We start from the raw sequence: 15,183 nt of genomic DNA on the forward strand, positions 1-15,183 counted from the left end.
GGGGGACGAAATGCCAGCAGACCAACGCCTCAAGGACGCACTACGCCTGATCCTGGACGACGACGAAGAAGGTGGGCCGGAGCGGTGGCACGCTACGACGGCGGCGTATCCACATGATTGGGAGGACCGCGGGTACGTCGAGTACTTCTACCGCCGGGACACCATCCTCGTCCGCACGGAGCAGCTGGACCTGGTCCTCGAAACGCTGCGCGAAGCGCCGATGCCCGGCGACGACCGCGGTCCGATCATTCCCGAGAACGTAGCCATCGATCGGCTGACCGTGATCGGCGGTGTCACCGGTCTGGTCTGGCGCTATGGCAGGACCTTCGGTTCGGTGAAGGGTGGAGAGCCCGGGAAGTTCGGTGGGAAGGAGTTCGGCGGCGAGCGCGACGGCCGCCCCGACGACACCGATGCGCTGTCGACACCGAACGTACTGGCTCGATTGGAAGAGAAGCTCGGTCCCGACGTGGCGACTCCGGACACCGCGCTGTCGCTGAACGGCAACGGGCATCCATGCCCGGCGACCGAGCCGGCGACTGTGCCCGGTAAGGCGGCGTGGCCGGAGCCGCCGGTGAGCACCGGGATCTGTTGCGGTACGCGCGGATGGGACGGTCGCGATGTCTTCGTCGGTGTCGTCGACGGCGGCCTTGTCGACGGTGTGCAGGTGTGGCCGTGGATGGCCGGCGTCACCGGCGATGCCGAGGACCCCTTCAATGCGGGCAGCAGCACACAGATCAAGCCCTACGCGTGCCACGGGACGTTCGTGGCCGGCTGTGTGCGCACGGTGGCACCGAAGGCGAAGGTGCACGTCAAGAAGGCGGAGTACATCGACAACCGGCCGAACGCGGGGATGGCGTACGAGCACGAGATCATCCAGAAGCTGAACGAACTGACGGACTGCGGAGCGGAGGTGATCGTCTGCGAGTTCGACGGCTTCACCCGCTTCCATCGGCCGCTGCTGACCTTCAACGTCTTCTACGACACGCGTTTGCGCCACCTGAACGTCGTCATCGTCGCGCCGGCCGGCAACGACACGACGTACCAGCCGACCTTCCCCGCGGCGTACTCGTGGGTGATCGGCGTCGGAGCTCTCTCCGCCGACGGCACCTCCCGCGCATGGTTCTCCAACTACGGCGGCTGGGTCGACGTCTACGCACCGGGCGTGGATCTGGTCAACGCCTTCGCAGTTGGCGACTACGAGTGTTTCGAAGATCCAGTTCCCCATGAGCAGCGGCACTTCAAAGGGCTGGCCAGCTGGAGTGGTACGTCGTTCTCCACGCCGCTGGTCGCCGGCATGATCGCCGCACGAATGTCCGCAACCGGCGAAAACGCCACACTCGCCGCAGAATCCTTGCTACGCCTGGCCCGCAGCCAAGCAATCCCAGGCGTCGGCGCAGTCCTCCATCCACACGAGGTCTGCGCCACTCCCCGGAAACCCTGCCACCGGACCTGCGATTGCGGCTGCGCTCGCTAGATCATGCGTTCCAGATCTGGACCTCGGAGAGTTGAGCCGCGGGCCAGCCGGTGTTTGCGGTGACGTTCAGCCGGAAGTAGCGCTGGGCCGTCGGTGTGAAGGTGATGGTGACCATGTTGTTGTTGCCAGGGGCAAAGGAGTAGCCGGCGGCGCCGACGATCGTGGTGAAGGTCGTACCGTCGGTGCTGCCGAGGACGGACAGGGTCTCAGTGCGGGCTCCCCAGGAGGCCGGCAACTGCAGGACGATGCGGCCGGCGGTGGCCGCGGCGCCCAGGTCGACCTGAACCCACTGCGGGAAGGCGTTGTTCGCGCTCTCCCAGTACGTCGATTGGTTGCCGTCGGTCACGTTGCTCGACGGGTAGACGTCGTTGTGGCTGGACTCGCTGGTGGGCTTGCCCGCTGCGAGGTTGGTGTTCGTACCACCGGCGCCGGTCCCGGACAACGCAACGGTGGCAGGGCTGTTGGTCGCGTTGCTGTTGATCGTCAACGTCCCCGCGCGGGTCCCGGACGCGGTCGGCCGGAAGCTGACGTTGACCGTGCACGAGGCGTTGACGGCGATGGTGCCGCAGTTGTTGGTCTGCGTGTAGTCGCCCGAGGCGGTGACGCTCGAGACCGAGGCTGCCAGGCTGCCCGTGTTCGTCACGGTGACGGCCTGCGCGGCGCTGGTCGTGTTGAGCGCTTGGGACCCGAAGGTGAGCGACGAAGGGCTGGTGCTCAAGACCGGAGCGTTGATCGGCGACCCGCCGCTCGGGTACACCTCGAACTCGGACACCTGCCCTGCAGGCCAACCGCTGTTACCCGTGATGTTGACCCGCACGTAGCGGGCATTGGTCGCCGGGACGGTGATGTTCACGACGTTGGTGGGCGACGTGAACGTGTATGTCGCCGACGCAACCGGCGTACTGAACGACGACCCGTCGGTGCTCGTCTGCACCGACAACGTCTGCGTCCGCGTACCCCACGCCGACGAAGGCGGCAGCTTCAGCGTCACCTTGCCGATACTCTGCGCCGTACCGAGGTCGACCTGCAACCACTGCGGGAAGGCGTTGTTCGCGCTCTCCCAGTACGTGTTCGCGTCGCCGTCCGTCGCCGTCGCCGGAGTCTGGGTGCCGTTGACCTGGCTGCTGGCCGACGCAGGCTTCCCGCGCGCGAGGTTGGTGTCGGTCCCGATCCCGTTACCGGTAAGGGAAATCGACGTCGGGCTGTTGTTCGCGTTACTGGTCACGACCACGGAGCCGGCCCGCGCTCCCGACGCGGTCGGGCGGAAGGTGACCGTGACCGTACAGGACGCGCCCACAGCAAGCGTCGTGCAGTTGTTGGTCTGGCTGTAGTCGCCCGTGGTGGACACGCCCGAGACCGACGCCGACGCCGTACCCGAGTTGGTGATCGTGACGGCCTGCGTCGACGACGCACCTCCGACCGGAGTGTCCGGGAACGACAGGCTGCCCGGGTTCGGGTTGAGGATCGGACCGGGCGCGACGCCCGTACCCGAGAGGGCGACGGTGCTGGCGACGCCGGCGGCGGTCACCGTGAGGTTGCCAGACCGGCTGCCGGCCGCGGTCGGGCTGAAGGTCACGTTGACCGTGCACGACCCACCGGCCGCGATGCTCGAGCCGCAGTTGTTGGTCTGACTGAAATCACCGGTGACCGCGACGGAGCTGACTGGTGCCGCCGCGGTCCCGCTGTTCGTGACGGTGACGGCCTGCGGCGCACTCGACGTACCGGTCGCGACCGAGCCGAAGCTCAAGGAACCAGGGCTGATCGAGATCTGCGACCCGTTGTCCGGCAGGTACGGCGGGAACGCCGGCGAGGTGATGTTCTGGCACTGCCCGGGCGCGAAGATGCCCGAGTTGCCGCCGCCGTCGGTGAGCGTGAAGCCGACGCCGCAGTTGTAGATCGGTCCGGGCGCCTGGGTCCCGGTCGCGGTGCTGTTGGTGATGGTCGCCGCGCCGCCGACCTGCTCCTGGACCACCCAGGTCCCGGTGTTCTGGATCGTCGCGTTGTTGATGTGCACGTTGCTGATGTTCGAGCCCGAGACGAACTGGATCGCCTCGAACGGGCTCTGCTGGATCAGGATGTCGTCGACGTTGGTCAGGCCGGTCATCGCGCCGTCGCGCGCGTCGAACCACAGCGCCCCGACGCCGAAGTTCCAGTTCGGATCCAGTCCGCCGGACCGGATGATCGTGTTGCGCAGAACGTCGGTCCGCCCGAGCGTTGTCGAACCGAAGCGCTGCGCGACGTGGATCCCGCCGCCCTGCGTGAGGCCTGCGTCGATCACCCGGTTGTCGGTGACGAAGTTGTCGTGGCCGCCGTAGATGGCGATGCCGTTGGCAAGGATCGGGTACTGCACCGTGTTGTGGTCGAACGAGTCGTTCGCGTCGGCGTTCTGCTCGGCCCAGGTCGCCAGGCCGTCGTCACCGAGGTTGCGCAGATCGCTGTTGGTGACCTTGGAGTTGGTGACGCCGTTGTGGAAGTTCACGCCGTCGGCCGTCACGTTGCGGATCCGCATCCCGCTGAAGACCAGGTTGGTGAACGGGCCGTCCATCCAGGCCCCGACCTTCTCGTGCTCGATCCACACCCGGTCCACGGTCGAGTTGTTCAGCGCGCCGCCGATGCCGTTCACCTGGGCGCCGTCGTTGCGCTCCTGGACGTCGCCGAAGATCGCGAAGTCGGACAGGTGTACGCCGCTGCTCGCGTTGGGCGCGTAGTTGCCGTAGAAGCCCGGCGCCGCGCCGACGACGGTCGAGCGCCACATGCCCGCACCCTTGAAGGTGATGTTGTTCAGGATCAGGTGCCCCGGGATCTTGAACGTCCCTTCGGGGATCCACACAGTGCCGCCCGCGCCGGCCGCGGCCATCGCCGCGTTGAACGCGTTGGTGGAGTCCGCGGCACCCGTCGGGTCCGCGCCCTGACTCGTCACCGAGACCGAGCCGGCAGGCTGGGGCAGCGCGCCCGCGACGTTCTCGAAGTCGGCGAAGTCGATCGTGTACGACGAAGCGGTGTCCTCGGCGTCGACCTGCAACCGGAACTTCGTACCCGCCGGGTACGTCGTCGTGAACAGCCGGTGGACCTCGTCGTAGAAGTGGTGCGGGTTGCTGCCTGGCGAGTTCGTGAACGGGTAGCCGCCGTAGTACCAGCTGTACGCGTTGGTCAGGGTGAAGTTGGGCTGCTTGGTCCCGTTCACGTACAGGGACAGCTGCGGCGTGTAGACCGAGCCGCCGCCGGTGTCCGGGATGCTGTAGCGGAAGACGATGGAGTTCGTCGCTGAGGGCGTCGTGAACTCGACGAACTTGCCGGTGCCCTGCAGCGTCACTGCCTTGCGGTACGACGCCTCCGCGGCCAGCGTGTTGTAGGCAGCGCTCGGGCCGATGACGGTCCCGTTGGTAGCTGAGTTCTCGGCCTGCACCTCGACGTACGGCAAGGTCGCGCCGACGCCGCCGGACGCGGCGGCCCACGCCTGCACGGGTGCCAGCACAGCCAGACCGGCGGCGACCAGCGCGCCGGCCGTGGCGAGGACGCCGACGCGAGTCCTCCAGGACTTGATTGACCGGAACATGCGCTGCTCTCTCTCGACGGGGGCGGATAGTCGAGCTCACAGCCTTCAGCGACTGCGATGCGTGGCCAGACCGTAACGCGGGAGACACATGCATGCAATATCTCAATGGATCTTTGCAAGAAACGAACTGAGCTCGAGCTCAGTGGAGGGTGTAACCGCCGTCGACCACCACGACCGATCCGGTCATGAAACTGGAGGCCGGTGAGGCGAGGAAGACGACGGTCGGGGCGATTTCTTCGGGTACGGCGAAGCGCTGCATGGGAGCGTCGTCGATCCAGCGGGCCTTGAACCGTGGCTCGTCGACCGGGGCCATCTCGGTCTTCACGTAGCCGGGGGCGACGGCGTTCACACGGATGTTCAAGGGAGCCCACTCCGCGGCCAGGGACTTGGTCAGCTGATGGACCGCGGCCTTCGAGGCGTTGTACGCCGGTTGCCACTGTGGGCGGTTCACGATCTGCGCGGAGATCGACCCGATGTTGACGATGGTGCCACCACCGACCGTCGTGAAATGCCGGGCCGCCTCCTGGCTGAGCTTCCACAGACCGTCGACGTTCGTGGCGAAGACGGTGTCCCACTCGTCGTCAGGTACGTCGAGCGCCGGCCGGTGAACGCACGCGCCGGCGTTGTTCACCAGGATGTCGAACCGGCCCGTCGCGTCCAGCGCGGCCTGGATCGCCGCCCGGCCCGAGGCCCGGTCGTTCACGTCGAGGCCGACGCCGACGACTGTCCGTCCGGTCTCGCCCGCGAGCGCTTCGGCCGCCTGCCGCGAAGCCGCGGCGTCGCGCGCCCCGATCACCACGTCCGCACCGGCCTCGGCCAACCCGGTCGCGAAGGCACGACCGAGCCCCCGATATCCACCGGTCACCAGAGCCGTCCGCCCAGCCAGCGAGAACTTGTCGAGAACCCCCATCAGACAACAACCGATTCGATAGTCATCCCACCATTGTCGCCCGAGGCAGCGGATGACCGGCTCTTGTGTTGGATGCGTGGGTCAGTGTGACCGAGGGGCCGGGGGTGTTGGCCGTGGGTGCTGCTGGATCGGGCTCGCGCGGTGGATTTTGTGCAGGTCGACAGTACGTATACGTCCACTGACCGGCGATCCAGCCCGCCGCCCGGCGCGCGGTGGCAGGTAGTAGACGTATACGTACTGTCGACCTGCAGCTTTCGGCGGGCTGCGTCCGCACGGTGAGTACCGTGAGCACGGGCGGACGGTTGCCGAGGGGGAGACACCTTCTCGGGGCTGCGGGGAGGGAATACCAGGTTCCGGCCCACCAGAACCTGTCTCACGGGCCTGCAATTCACCCACACATCGGACAGGAGAGCTGTATAGCCTGTTCGTCATGGCGACCACCCGACAGACGACATCGCGCACCCCGGACAGCTGGCTGATGCTGATCTACAAGGTGCCCAGCGATTCGTCCCGGGCGCGCGTGGCCGTGTGGCGGGAGCTCAAGCGCCTCGGCGGGTTCTACGTCCAGCAGGCGGTCTGCGTACTGCCGGATCGCGAAGATCTGCGCACCGGTCTGGAGAAGGTGCGCGGGCGGGTGACCGAACTCGGCGGCTCGAGCGTGTTCCTCACCCTCACCGACGTCGAGGACGACGTCCGCGACCAGTTCGTCGAAGGATTCCGGAGCCAGTCGGCCAAGGAGTACGCCGAGATCGTCGAGGAGTGCGACACCAAATTCGTCAAGGAGATCGAGTTCGAGCGCTTCCGGGAGAACTACACCTTCGAGGAGACCGAGGAGATCCGGCAGGACCTGGAGAAGCTCCGCCGCTGGCTCGCCAAGGTGGAGGGCCGCGACTGGATGGGAGCCGACGGCAGAGAACTCGCCCGGAGCAAGGTCGCGGACTGCGAGCGGCTCCTCGAGGAGTTCGAGGCCGACGTGTACGAACGCACCGAGGGCCAAGCCTGACCCACCGGAGCGGTCCGTTCCCCGGGCCGTTGACACCCACCCATGGATGTAACTAGCGTTTCATGTAGCATGTGCTTCATCGGCTTCCGAGAGGCTAGGTAGATGAACGCGGCAACATGGGGTCTGATCATCGCGACGTTCGTCGCGTGTTTCGTCGAGATGGTGGAAGCCACCACGATCGTGATGGCCATGGGGTACACCCGCGGCTGGCGGTCGGCGCTGGCCGGGACATTCGCAGCACTCGGCCTGCTCGCAGTGGTCACGCTCGCCGCCGGCTACGCGCTGACGAGCTGGCTTCCGGAGGCGGCCCTGCAGCTCGCGATCGGCGGTCTGCTGCTGATCTTCGGACTGCAATGGTTGCGCAAGGCAATCCTCAGATCGTCGGGACGCAAGGCGGTTCACGACGAGGACGCGATCTATCGCGACGAGGTCGAGGCGGCCAAGGCGGCCGGCGATTCGAAGGGCAGCCTGGATCTGTTCGGGTTCATGGTGTCGTTCAAGGGCGTCTTCCTCGAAGGCATGGAGGTCGTGTTCATCGTGCTGACCTTCGGCCTGAACGCGAACAACATCCCGGTCGCCGCCGCGGGCGCCGCGGCCGCGGTCGTCGCCGTACTGGGCATCGCCGTCGCACTCCGCCGACCGCTGTCGATGATCAACGAGAACCTGCTCAAGTACGCCGTCGGCCTGCTGCTCGCCTCGTTCGGCACGTACTGGTCGATCGAGGGCATCGGCATCTTCCGCAACGGACGCGAGAGCCTCGCGTGGCCGGGCCACGACCTGATGATCCTGGTCCTGCTGGCCGCCTGGCTGCTCCTCAGCCGCATCCTGATCGCGGTCCTCCGTACACCGGCCGTCGCGACACCCGCCGTACCCGTGGAGGTCCAGAAGTGAAGTATCTCAAGGCTTTCGGCCAGTTCTGGTACGACTTCATCATCGGCGACGACTGGAAGCTCGCCGCCGCCGTCGTCACCACCCTCGCCGTCCTGACAGCCGTCATGCTCACCACAACCCTCAACGACACCGCCCTCACCCTGATCGGCGCCGTCGCAATCCTCACCGCCTTCACCATCACCCTCGCGATCGACGTCCGCCAGAAACGCTGACCTCGTCACAGGTGGCTGTTAGCCGACGTACCGCGGTTGCCGTTGGGGGCGATCGGGACGAGTTGGAAGGTGCGGCCCTTGGTGAGGTCGACGGATTCGGCGAAGAAGGCGTCGCGGTGGACGCGGCCGAGCCAGCGGTTGCCTTGGAGTACGTCGTACGCCGTGGCGTCCGGTTGGCTGGACCAGGTGAAGCTCAGGTGGCGGGTGGTGCCGGTGCCGGGTCCTTCGTCGGCTACGGCGAAGGATCGTGGACGGGCGGGGGTCTTGTTGAGGGACTGCGCGTCGGTGAGCAGGACCTTGCCTAGGTGGCCGGATCCGCTGGTACGCAAGGAGATCCGCGCGATGCGGTCGTCGTCGCAGGGCACCCGCCCGCCGTACTCGGTCCAGCCCGACGCTCGCCGGATCGGGGTCAGCCGAGTCCAGGAGATGCGGTCCGGTGCGGTACGGCGGGTGACGCCGAGCTCGATCGTCGACAGGCCTTGCGCGACGATCCGGACCTCGGTGTGGTCGGCCTGCGTGATGTCGGTCTTGAAGAGGTGGACGACGCCGCTGCCCGTAAGCGCGAGACTGTGCGCGCCCTCGTACGCCGTGCTCTCGTCGAGGGTGACCGTGACGCCTTCGGTCCAGTACTGCCACGTCAGCGCCCGGTCAGCGCAGCCCTGGTTGTCCCAGCCGCCGTCGCGAACACGCTTTCCGTCCAGGTAGAAGGTGCTGCCGACGCCGACGTTGAAGGTGGTCACGATCGGGAGCGCGCCGTACGGCGACCGCTCGACGATGCCGTGCGCGATGCCGTCCCAGCGTTTGTAGTTCAGGACATCCGTCCGGTACGGCGGTGTGCGTGGCTCGATCCGCCCGGATGTCGCCGGGTTGCCGGTCGGGCCGGACCAGAACCGCTGCTCGAGGTCGCGGTACTTCGCCCGTCCTTCGGGGTTTGAGGTAGCACCGGAGTTCGCGGCGGTGGCCCAGTACTGGTCCTCGACGAACAGCGCGACGGAGGTCGGACCGGGGTGGCCCGGGTACGCGTAGTCCGTGAAGCTCTCCTCCGGGTTGAAGCCGCCCTGCTGGTGCTCGACGCCGGCGAACGCGACCTGACGCGGGTCGAACCCGGCAGCGGTCGCGGTCGTCGCGCTGCCGCTCAGATCCGCGTCGACGTACGGCCAGCCGTAGTTGATGAAGATCGAGTCGACGATCGGATCACCCGGCGTGCCGAGCCACGGGACGTTCTTGTGGTTCAGCGTGTTCTGGTAGTCGAGGTTGCCGTTCGGCAGGTCCGCGTCGTAGTACTGCAGGTAGAAGTCCGGGTCCTGGGCCTTGAGGTAGCGGAACAGGTCCCGCAACTTCCCGGCCTGCGCGGCGGTGATCGACGCCTCCTGGTTGATGAACAGGCCGTCGAAACCGAAGTACTGGCGGATCTCGATCAGCTTGTCGCCGACCGGGAACGATCCGTCCGCGGCCTGGACCAGGAACTCGCCGAAGTCGACGCCGGTGCGCGGCCAGAACCAGCCGCCGATCGTCTTCACGCCGTTCTTGTGGGCGGCCTCGGTCCAGCCCGGATTCGGGATGTCGATGACGCCGTAGTTCCGGCCGGGCGCACTCGGGTCGGCGACCACGTCACTCGGCACCGACGGCAGCACCTGACCGTGCCACGTGCCCCAGACGTCGATGTACGGCCAGAACCGCTGCGTGTACACATGTCCTTCGAGCCCGATCGGCTGGTTGCGGCCCTCGTAGATCGTGCCGGCGTCGTCCAGGCTGAGCGTCGACAACCGGACGCCGGGATCCAGGTCGGGATGCGCCTGGGTCGGCGCGAACGGTGCGATCCGCGGCGCCAGCGGAACCAGGCAGCGCAGGTGCCGCGCCCACGGGTGGGTCTTCGGGTCGAAGTCGAGCAGGTCCGCCGGATTCCATCCGTACGTCGACGGTCCCGGCGGGATCCCGCCCGACCCGGGCTTCGGCGCTGCCGATCCGGCCGCCGCAGCGGAAGCCGTCGTACCGACCCCACCCAGCGCCGCCACCAGCCCGGCACCTCCCACCGTGATCAGCGTCCGCCGGGAAACCTTGGTCATCGCCGCTCCTCAGATATACCGGTTTAGTTTGCCCAGCATCATAGGAGCGAGATCCCTTCAACAAAAGAGCTGAACTGGTTTTGCGGACCGTCAGTCGATCTCCGGATGCCAGCGCGCGCCGGCGTGCCGGTCGAGGGCTTGGGTGAGCTCGTCGTGCGGCAGCTCGTCGATCGGGCCCAGGATGCACAGGGCCTTCCACCCGTCGTTCATGGAGGGTTGCTTGAACCTCGAGTAGCCCCAGCCTGCGGGCTGGCTCGTGAACGAGTGCGCGGTCTCGGAGGCGAACCGGACGCACAATGCAGGGTGTTGGTTCCCGGGCTGGCCCGAGACCGTGACCCGTTCGAGAGTGACTGTCTCAATGTCGGTCCAGCGGAAGCGGCGGCGTCCGGACGGACCGGAGGCCGGGGTCGCGAAATCGACGTCCGCGGTCGTGATGCCGTCCGCGTCGATCCGGAGCGACCACGGACGAGCGCGGGCGATCCGCCGGCGTTCGAAGATCGAACCGAGTGTGGTCGGAAGCGCCGCCACCAACGCGATGAATCCGGACGCAGCGAGGGCGATCTCCCGCGGGCTGGCGTCGTTCGGGGTGTCACCCGCGCTGTCCGGGAGGTAGTACGCGGCGACCAGCGCGATCACCACCAGGCTCCACAGGATGACCAGCGCCACGGCGTACCGGGTGTGCTTGTGCCGCACCTCTCCCGGCCAGGTGATGTCGAACGCGTCCTCCACGGGGAGTCGCCTCGTCAGCAGCGGTTCGGACCTCGGGTCGACGACGGTTTCGGTGTCGGACAGGTCCAGGGTGTCGAGGGCCGAGCGGAGGCGTGCAATGCGGTCGTGGACCTCGGCGGCCGACTGCGGGCGTTCACCGGGATCTCGGCGGAGCAGGTCGTCGACCAGTCGGCAGACCGCGGGCGGCAGGCCGGGACGGAGTTCGGCGACGGACGGGGCGTCTTCGGCGAGTTTCCGGCGTACCACGGCGAACCCGTTCGGACCGCCGTACGGCGGTTGGCCGGTGAGCAACGTGAACAGCACGCCGCCCAGCGCGTACAGGTCGGAGCGCTCGTCGCCGCGGTCGGTGCTGAACTGCTCGGGAGCGCCGTACTCCGGGGTGCCGGCGATCGGCAGATCCGCGGATCGCGCGACCGTGAACGTGGTCTGGACGAAGCCGGCGATGCCGAAGTCGACGACCTTCACCCGGCCGTCCGCCGTGAGCATCACGTTCAGCGGCTTGATGTCGTAGTGGATGACGCCGGCCTTGTGCGCGGCGACCAGTGCAGCGCAGATCTCCTGCGCGATCTCGAGTGACCGGCCGGGCGGCAGCGGCCCGGAATCACGCAGCTGTGCGGTGAGCGTCGTACCGTCGACGCGTTCCATCACCAGGAACAGGTAATCCTGGTCGACGCCGCGGTCGTGCAAGGCGGCGACGTTCGGATGGTTGATCTGCGCCGCGGCGACGGCCTCCCGCACGAAGCGCTCCGCCGCCCCGTCGGGCACGGATTCGTCGAGCGCAAGCAACTTGACCGCGACCTCGCGGTGCAGTTCGCGATCCCGGCAGGTCCAGACCTCACCCATACCACCGCGCCCGAGCCGCTCGATCAGCTCGTACCGCCCGGCGATCAGCTCACCACTTCTCACACTTCACCCCAGCACAACGCGACAGACCGAGCGGCTCACACTACTGGCGGTAAGGGCCGCCGCCACCAGATGACCGCTTTTACCTCACGTCCTGCCGAACGCCCCGCCCTGCCCGCGATCACCTCGCCGACCGACAAGGCCCCCGCCTCGTACAGACGCTGGGTTATCCCGCGCTCCGGTCAGATGTGCAGGCGTCGGTGGCGCCATCCGAAGACTCGCAACAGGCCGTGGAGACCCGGAACCCGACATTTCCCGCCTCCGCCCACCAGCTCCTGTCTCCAGTCCCACCGCAGCACACCACCGCCCGCACCACCGCATGCACCGCACCGCACCACCGCATGCACCGCACCGCACCACCGCCCGCCCGCACCACCGCCCGCACCGCACCGCACCACGCACCGCACCAGGCATGCACCGCCCGGTCCATCCCGTCGGCCGACCCCCGAGGTGGGCGCGACAAGAGCCCTCGCACACGAGGGGATATCCGATGGTGTTGTGGCTTCTCTGTTGGTGTTAGAGGGGAGAACCCACAACGCCAGGGGATATCCGGTCTCCTGCCGGACGGGTGGATGTTGTCTTGCCGGCTGGGTGATCGGGTGGTGGCGGGACGGCTGCTCGCGGCGGGGTGATGTGCACGCTCGACAGGTAGTGCACCCGCGAGACGGTGTACGCACGGACGCGTTCACGCTCAGGTGCACTACCCGGCCACCCGACACCTCCTGTCGAGCGTGCACATCACACCAAGCCCGGCACCGCCCCGGAACCCGTCGACCACCCACACACCAGTCACAAGAGCCGGATAGCCGGCGTCGTTGGCCGACTCGGACCTGTTACGTGGAGATTGTGAGTTCTGCGAGGTTGGCTGTGCCGTCGGTGACGAAGAGGGCGACGTGGGCTGCGGCCTGTTCGTAGTGGCGGAAGGTTAGGGCCACTCGGTTGTCTATGACGACCTGGGCGGTGGTGTCGTTGAGTAGGACCTGCACGGTGTGGCGGCCGGGTGGGAGGGGGCAGGGGCGCTCGAGTTCTACGAGGTGTGGGATGTCGCCGTCTACCTGCCATTGGGCTGGGCCGGTGCGGCCGCGGGGCCAGTGGTCCAGGACGATGCGGTTGCGTTGGGGCTCTAGGCGTACGACGGTACCGTCCTCGCCGTCGGCGCTGGCGTGCAGTAGCAGCCCGAACGCTTGCGTGCCGGCCGCAACGTCGACCGTCAACGAAATCAGGCACCGCTCCGGCGCCACCTCCCCGATCCAGGCGGCGTACCGGTCGATCGCTCCCTGCCCCGGCTCGGGGTCTGCGCCGTCCAGCGGTGACAGCTTGACGTCCTGTACGTCGTCGTACGCCGCCACAACCTCCGCGGGCAGCCCGAAGGCCAGCGTCCCGTCGTCCTCCTGATGTGCTTCGAGTACGGCGAGATCGCCTGCCCACTGCCACGGGCCGGCGTCCGAATCACCTTGTTTTGTAGGGATCCAGCCGATGAAGAACCGGCATCCTTGGAACGAGACCGACTTCGCCGCGTAGAACGCCCGTCCGTCGACGGTGTCGCGACCCGGCGCGAGCCACGGACCGTCCGGACCGCGCGCGATCCGGTAGCGGGTCTGGAAAGCATCGGTGAACTCGGAGTACACCAGGTACCACCAGTCGCCCCACTGGAACACGTCCGGGCACTCCTGCGTGATGAACCGGTGCGGCTCCCACAACGGCTCAGCGATCGTCCACTGCTCCAGGTCGGTCGACGTCAACCGCGCGACGACGCCACACCGGCGATCCGGCGTATCGACGTACCGCGCCGCCAGCACCATCTGCCACGGCTGATCGGCTGCGGTCCGGTAGACGAACGGATCCCGCCAGTCCTGCGGCACATAACCAGGCGGTGCACCGAAAGTGTGCGAGGCGAGCTTCGTCCAGCGCGTCGGATCGCCGTCGCTGACCGCGTGGCACACCACCTGGAAGGCGCCGTCCGCGTCCCCGCGCCGCGGGTTGTGCCCGGTGTAGAAGAGGTGCAGCTGTGAACCGTCCGCCACCACACTGCCCGTGTAGCAGTCGAAATCGACAGCATCGCGATCCCCGGCCGGCAGTACGACGCCGTGGTCCGTGTACTGCACGAAGTCCGTGGTGGACACCAACGCCCACGGCATCCCGCTCGCACCGGCGGCCGGATCCTCCGGACGCTCGTCCAGCAGGTAGAACAACCAGATCCGCCCGGCGTGACTGAACGGGATCACATCGCCGACGAAGCCCGACGACGGGCGCCAATGGATCATTTCGCGGTCGCCCGGGGCCGCGGTCGCCGGCGTGGCGGGTCGCCGACCGACTCGCGCTCGATCAGCTCGCAGTCGACGATCACTCGCGAAGGCGCGTCCTCCTGCGGGGACAGCACCAACTCGCCCGCCCGTCGACCCAGCATCAGGTGCGGCAGCGCAGCGGTCGTCAGGCCGGGCCGGACCTGGTCCGCGACGTCGGGCTGGTCGTCGAAGCCGACGATGCTGACGTCCCGCGGACACTCGAGCCCGAGCGCGTGCAGGGCGAGCAGTGCGCCGATCGCCATTCGATCGTTCCCGCAGACCAAGGCCGTCGGGGCGTGCTCGGCCATCACCTCGGTCGCCAGGTCGTACCCGTTCCCGATCTGGTAGGTGCCGTACCGGTGCGCGAGGTCGGCCGGGCGCAGACCGGCCGCGCGGGCGGCGTCGTCGAATCCGCGCCGACGTTCCTTGCAGGCGTAGTCGTTCCGCATGCCGCCGAGGAAGGCGACCTCGCGATGCCCGCGTTCGAACACGGACGCTGCCGCGGCGCGCCCACCGGCGTACTCGTCGGCCAGCAGGATCGTGTCGGCGTGGCCCTCCTCGGGCCAGCAGTTCACGAAGATCGTCCGGATCCCGTCGAGGCGGGGGCTGCGGTGCAGCGGCTTGGGCGCGAGTGACGCGTACACGATCGCGGCGACGCCTTGGCCGACCAGGCTCGCGACCGCGTCGTCGCCCTGACCCGGGTCGTCGGTGGTGTCGACGACCATGCACACGTAGCCGGCCGGCTGGACGACCTGTTGCAGGCCGAGCACGATCAGACCGGCGTACGGCTGGGAGACGATTCCGCTGGTCACGACGCCGACGGTGAACGACTTGTTCGACCGGAGCAGCTGGGCCGCGCGGTTGGGGACGAAGTCGAGCTCGGCCGCGGCCTCGAGCACCCGCCGCCGGGTCTCCTCGGCGACCGCGACGTCGCGGCGGTCGTTGAGCACGAACGAGACGGTCGGTTGGGACACCCCCGCGCGGCGGGCGACGTCGGTCATCGTGACGCGTTTCGGCCGGCCGGCCGGCTGCTTCGCCATGGTCCCCCCTTTACGGTGCGCGGCCTGACCGCCGCAGCTAATTTACTATCACAGTTCGGCCCAATACGTATTGCGTCCCACCGTACACCGCTGCTACCGTCCCGGGTCAATACG

Annotated in this window: 10 protein-coding genes; 4 read left to right on the forward strand and 6 right to left on the reverse strand. The window is 67.7% G+C overall.

Features of this window, described 5'->3' with window-relative positions; translation table 11 throughout:
* Positions 1-10 precede the first annotated feature (10 nt).
* The gene (locus tag ACWF0M_RS06725) at positions 11-1,474 is read left to right on the forward strand and encodes a S8 family peptidase (RefSeq protein WP_452234634.1); all 1,464 of its coding nucleotides are present in this window, start codon (positions 11-13) and stop codon (positions 1,472-1,474) included.
* 1 nt (position 1,475) lies between these two features.
* Here the strand turns inward: ACWF0M_RS06725 and ACWF0M_RS06730 are convergent, their stop codons facing one another.
* Complete coding sequence (locus tag ACWF0M_RS06730) at positions 1,476-5,030, reverse strand: choice-of-anchor D domain-containing protein (RefSeq protein WP_452234635.1); 3,555 nt, start codon at positions 5,028-5,030, stop codon at positions 1,476-1,478.
* A gap of 139 nt (positions 5,031-5,169) precedes the next feature.
* On the reverse strand, positions 5,170-5,940 hold the full coding sequence (locus ACWF0M_RS06735) for an SDR family NAD(P)-dependent oxidoreductase (protein WP_452234636.1): 771 nt from the start codon (positions 5,938-5,940) through the stop codon (positions 5,170-5,172).
* Positions 5,941-6,370: 430 nt separating this feature from the next.
* On the opposite strand from ACWF0M_RS06735, the gene ACWF0M_RS06740 reads away from it, so the two are divergent.
* The 3 genes from ACWF0M_RS06740 to ACWF0M_RS06750 all read left to right on the forward strand — a co-directional run bounded on the left by ACWF0M_RS06740 (position 6,371) and on the right by ACWF0M_RS06750 (position 8,046).
* Positions 6,371-6,943 (forward strand): Chromate resistance protein ChrB, encoded by a 573-nt coding sequence (locus ACWF0M_RS06740; protein WP_452234637.1) that lies wholly within the window; start codon positions 6,371-6,373, stop codon positions 6,941-6,943.
* A gap of 102 nt (positions 6,944-7,045) precedes the next feature.
* Entirely contained in the window at positions 7,046-7,834 is a 789-nt protein-coding gene (locus tag ACWF0M_RS06745; RefSeq protein WP_452234638.1) for a COG4280 domain-containing protein, read from the forward strand.
* The gene (locus tag ACWF0M_RS06750) at positions 7,831-8,046 is read left to right on the forward strand and encodes a hypothetical protein (protein ID WP_452234639.1); all 216 of its coding nucleotides are present in this window, start codon (positions 7,831-7,833) and stop codon (positions 8,044-8,046) included. The genes ACWF0M_RS06745 and ACWF0M_RS06750 overlap by 4 nt, the downstream gene beginning before the upstream one ends.
* Before the next feature lie 5 nt (positions 8,047-8,051).
* Here the strand turns inward: ACWF0M_RS06750 and ACWF0M_RS06755 are convergent, their stop codons facing one another.
* The 4 genes from ACWF0M_RS06755 to ACWF0M_RS06770 form a co-directional block, all read right to left on the reverse strand.
* Positions 8,052-10,112, reverse strand: coding sequence for an endo-beta-N-acetylglucosaminidase (locus tag ACWF0M_RS06755; protein WP_452234640.1), 2,061 nt, complete (start codon positions 10,110-10,112; stop codon positions 8,052-8,054).
* Between the two features lie 90 nt (positions 10,113-10,202).
* Positions 10,203-11,747: a serine/threonine-protein kinase gene (locus ACWF0M_RS06760; protein ID WP_452234641.1), complete on the reverse strand. Its 1,545-nt coding sequence runs from the start codon at positions 11,745-11,747 to the stop codon at positions 10,203-10,205.
* 830 nt (positions 11,748-12,577) lie between these two features.
* On the reverse strand, positions 12,578-14,008 hold the full coding sequence (locus ACWF0M_RS06765) for a glycoside hydrolase (RefSeq protein ID WP_452234642.1): 1,431 nt from the start codon (positions 14,006-14,008) through the stop codon (positions 12,578-12,580).
* Positions 14,005-15,069 carry a LacI family DNA-binding transcriptional regulator gene (locus ACWF0M_RS06770; RefSeq protein ID WP_452234643.1) on the reverse strand — a complete coding sequence of 355 codons (1,065 nt, stop codon included), beginning with the start codon at positions 15,067-15,069 and terminating at the stop codon, positions 14,005-14,007. The genes ACWF0M_RS06765 and ACWF0M_RS06770 overlap by 4 nt, the downstream gene beginning before the upstream one ends.
* Positions 15,070-15,183: the final 114 nt, after the last annotated feature.

This window comes from Kribbella sp. NPDC055110, from assembly GCF_053607525.1.

What these genes read in the sequence shown, in the direction of transcription:
- ACWF0M_RS06745 (WP_452234638.1), top strand. Translation starts at nt 7,046, where the DNA reads ATGAACGCGGCAACATGGGGTCTGATCATCGCGACGTTCGTCGCGTGT.
- ACWF0M_RS06725 (WP_452234634.1), top strand. Translation starts at nt 11, where the DNA reads ATGCCAGCAGACCAACGCCTCAAGGACGCACTACGCCTGATCCTGGAC.
- ACWF0M_RS06740 (WP_452234637.1), top strand. Translation starts at nt 6,371, where the DNA reads ATGGCGACCACCCGACAGACGACATCGCGCACCCCGGACAGCTGGCTG.
- ACWF0M_RS06755 (WP_452234640.1), bottom strand. Translation starts at nt 10,112, where the DNA reads ATGACCAAGGTTTCCCGGCGGACGCTGATCACGGTGGGAGGTGCCGGG.
- ACWF0M_RS06765 (WP_452234642.1), bottom strand. Translation starts at nt 14,008, where the DNA reads ATGATCCATTGGCGCCCGTCGTCGGGCTTCGTCGGCGATGTGATCCCG.
- ACWF0M_RS06730 (WP_452234635.1), bottom strand. Translation starts at nt 5,030, where the DNA reads ATGTTCCGGTCAATCAAGTCCTGGAGGACTCGCGTCGGCGTCCTCGCC.
- ACWF0M_RS06735 (WP_452234636.1), bottom strand. Translation starts at nt 5,940, where the DNA reads ATGGGGGTTCTCGACAAGTTCTCGCTGGCTGGGCGGACGGCTCTGGTG.
- ACWF0M_RS06770 (WP_452234643.1), bottom strand. Translation starts at nt 15,069, where the DNA reads ATGGCGAAGCAGCCGGCCGGCCGGCCGAAACGCGTCACGATGACCGAC.